This is a genomic window from Streptomyces flavofungini, from assembly GCF_041028215.1.
Classification (GTDB): Bacteria; Actinomycetota; Actinomycetes; order Streptomycetales; family Streptomycetaceae; genus Streptomyces; species Streptomyces flavofungini_B.
On record NZ_JASKYR010000816.1, the window covers coordinates 1 to 2,753 of the forward strand.

Below are 2,753 nucleotides of genomic sequence, written 5' to 3' on the forward strand. Positions count from 1 at the left end.
CCGCGGGACCCCTCCGGGCACGTTCCCCCGGGTCGGGGTCAGCGGATGGCGAAGGTCTCGTATATGCCACGTGGTGTGTCCCAGATCTCTGTGACGCCATCGACCCTCCCGGGTGTGTCGCCCTCCCGAAGCCAGTCGAGCAGCTTCTGGCAGCCGTCCCGAGGCCCCTCGGCGACGACTTGCACGCGGCCGTCCTCCAGATTGAGAGCAAAACCACTCAGGCCGCCGATCTCCAGTGCCTTGGCCCGGGTGAACCAGCGGAAACCCACGGCCTGCACGCGTCCGCGCACCCAGGCGACGAGTCGTACGTCATCGTTCATGGGTGCACGCTAACCGGCCAATTGCCCGGGGAGCACTTCGTCCCCATCCGCCATCGCGTACAGTCCCGAATCCATGAGCCTCACCCGTATGGGTGAGTCACTTGATCGCGTTGATCGCGGGAACGAAAGGCCAGGAGATGGGACGCCACCGACGCTCCGGCGGTGTGCGGGCCGCCGCCACCCCCGAGCACCATCCGGGCAGGGCATCACACCACCGCCGCAAGGGCCGGGCCTCCGCCCCGGTGCGGACCGGCCTGCTCGGCGTCTCCGCCGCCGTGGCCCTGGGCGCCGTGGCGGTCGGTACGGGCGCGCTGCCCGGCGGCGACGGATTCCGCTTCGGTGGCGACACCGAGCCCGGCAAGGTGCACGCCGCGACCGCTCCGGCCGACGTGGACGCCCAGGGCGGCTCCGGCGGCGATGTCGAGCGTGCGGAGCCCTCGCCGAGCCGTGGCACCGGCCGCTCCGAAGCGCCCGCGCCGACCCCCTCCAAGTCCGCGCCCGAGCCGTCGGGGACCCCGTCGAAGAAGCCCTCGACGCAGGCCCCGAGGCCCGGCGCCGAGCAGCGCCGGACGACGAAGCCGAGCCCCGCCCGCACGCCCGAGCGCAAGCCGAAGGCCCCCGGCAGGAGCGCCCCGTCGCCGTCCGCCGAGAGCGCGGCCGAGGCCGCCGTCCTGACGCTGGTCAACGAAGAGCGCGCCAAGGCCGGATGCCGCCCCGTGACCGCCGACAGCGGGCTCGCCTCGCTGGCCGGGCGGTTCAGCACGGACATGGCGGAGCGCGACTTCTTCGACCACACCGACCCGGACGGCGCGACCCCGTGGGACCGCGCGGAGAAGGCAGGCATAACGGACCTGGGGGGCGAGAACATAGCCCGCGGCCAGGCGAACGCCCGCTCCGTGATGGACGCCTGGATGAACAGCTCGGGCCACCGCGCGAACATCCTCAACTGCGACTACAAGACCCTGGGCGTCGGCGTGCACTTCGGGGCCGGCGGCCCTTGGTGGACGCAGGACTTCGGCTTCTGACCCCTGCCTTGCCGTACTCGCTCAGCACTTACTGATGGTGAGCGCGACCCCTGGTGCAGCGCTGTCCAGGAGTACGGTGTGTTCATGGTGGATTCCACGGACCTTGCCTTCGACGTGTTCTCCCGGCAGTGCCCGTCCCGGAGCACGCTGGAGCACGTCACGGGACGCTGGGGCGCGCTCACGCTCGGAGCGCTGCACGACGGCACGTTCCGCTTCAACGAACTGCGCCGCAGGGTCGACGGCGTCAGCGAGAAAATGCTCTCCCAGACCCTGCACGCCCTGGAACGCGACGGCCTGGTGCGCCGGGAGGCACAGCCCACCAATCCGCCCCGCGTGGACTACGAACTCACCCCGCTCGGGCGCGGGGTCGCCGACCGCCTGCTCGCCCTGATCCATTTCGTGGAGGGCAGCCAGAGCGACGTGCTCCAGGCGCAGGAGCGTTACGACGCCGCGCGCGGCGGCCGCTGACAGCGCGGGCAGAAGTAGCTGGAGCGGTTCATCCACGGGCGCCGGCGGATCGCCGTGCCGCAGCGGCGGCAGGGCATGTCCTCGCGGCCGTAGGCGTCGAGGGACCGGTCGAAGTACCCCGATTCGCCGTTCACGTTGACGTAGAGGCTGTCGAAGCTGGTGCCGCCGACGGCGAGCGCCGCGTTCATCACATCCCGCACATGCCCGAGCAGTTCCGCGGAGCGGGGGCGCGTGAAGGTGGCGGTGGGGCGCTCGTAGTGCAGCCGCGCGCGCCACAGTGCCTCGTCGGCGTAGATGTTGCCGACCCCGCTGATCAGCGACTGGTCGAGCAGCGCCCGCTTGATCGTCGTACGGCGGCGGCGCAGCGCGAGATGGAACGCGTCGTCGTCGAAGGCCGGGTCGAGCGGATCGCGTGCGATGTGCGCGATGACCTCGGGCAGCCCCTCGGCGGTGTTGTCGTGGAGCGAGAGCCCGCCGAAGGTCCGCTGGTCGACGAAGCGCAGCTCGGTGCCCTGCCCGTCGTCGAAGCGCACCCGGATCCGCAGGTGCTTCTCGTCCGGGGCGTCGTACGGCTGCACGAGGAGCTGACCGCTCATCCCGAGGTGCGCGAGGACGGACTGGGCGGAGTCGGCGAGCGGCAGCCACAGATACTTGCCGCGCCGCTGGGCGAGCCCGATCCGGTGTCCCCGCAGCCGGGCGCCGAAGTCCTCACCGCCCGCGAGGTGCCTGCGCACGGCACGCGGATGCAGCACCCGCACCTCGTCGACCACCCGGCCGCTGACCCAGCGCTCAAGACCACGCCGGACGACTTCGACTTCGGGCAGCTCGGGCACGTGAACACTCCGGAGGGCTGAAGGGCGGGCGCGGGGCCCACCGCGAAGCGGTGAAAAGCCCGGTGCCGGCCACCCCACGGGGGGGCGGCCGGCACCGGGCTTTTCAC

General features: G+C 71.9%; 4 protein-coding genes. 2 read left to right on the forward strand and 2 right to left on the reverse strand.

All coding sequences use genetic code 11. From position 1 onward, the window contains the following. Window positions 1–38: 38 nt before the first annotated feature. Entirely contained in the window at window positions 39–320 is a 282-nt protein-coding gene (locus tag AB8Z36_RS34910) for an acylphosphatase (RefSeq protein ID WP_369217403.1), read from the reverse strand. 137 nt (window positions 321–457) lie between these two features. Between AB8Z36_RS34910 and AB8Z36_RS34915 the strand changes: the two genes are divergently transcribed. Beyond that, entirely contained in the window at window positions 458–1,345 is an 888-nt protein-coding gene (locus tag AB8Z36_RS34915) for a CAP domain-containing protein (protein ID WP_369217404.1), read from the forward strand. 84 nt (window positions 1,346–1,429) lie between these two features. Beyond that, window positions 1,430–1,813: a winged helix-turn-helix transcriptional regulator gene (locus AB8Z36_RS34920; RefSeq protein ID WP_369217405.1), complete on the forward strand. Its 384-nt coding sequence runs from the start codon at window positions 1,430–1,432 to the stop codon at window positions 1,811–1,813. Here AB8Z36_RS34920 and mutM read toward each other — a convergent pair. Beyond that, entirely contained in the window at window positions 1,786–2,646 is an 861-nt protein-coding gene (mutM, locus tag AB8Z36_RS34925) for a bifunctional DNA-formamidopyrimidine glycosylase/DNA-(apurinic or apyrimidinic site) lyase (RefSeq protein WP_369217406.1), read from the reverse strand. The two genes, AB8Z36_RS34920 and mutM, sit on opposite strands and share 28 nt — an antisense overlap. Window positions 2,647–2,753: the final 107 nt, after the last annotated feature.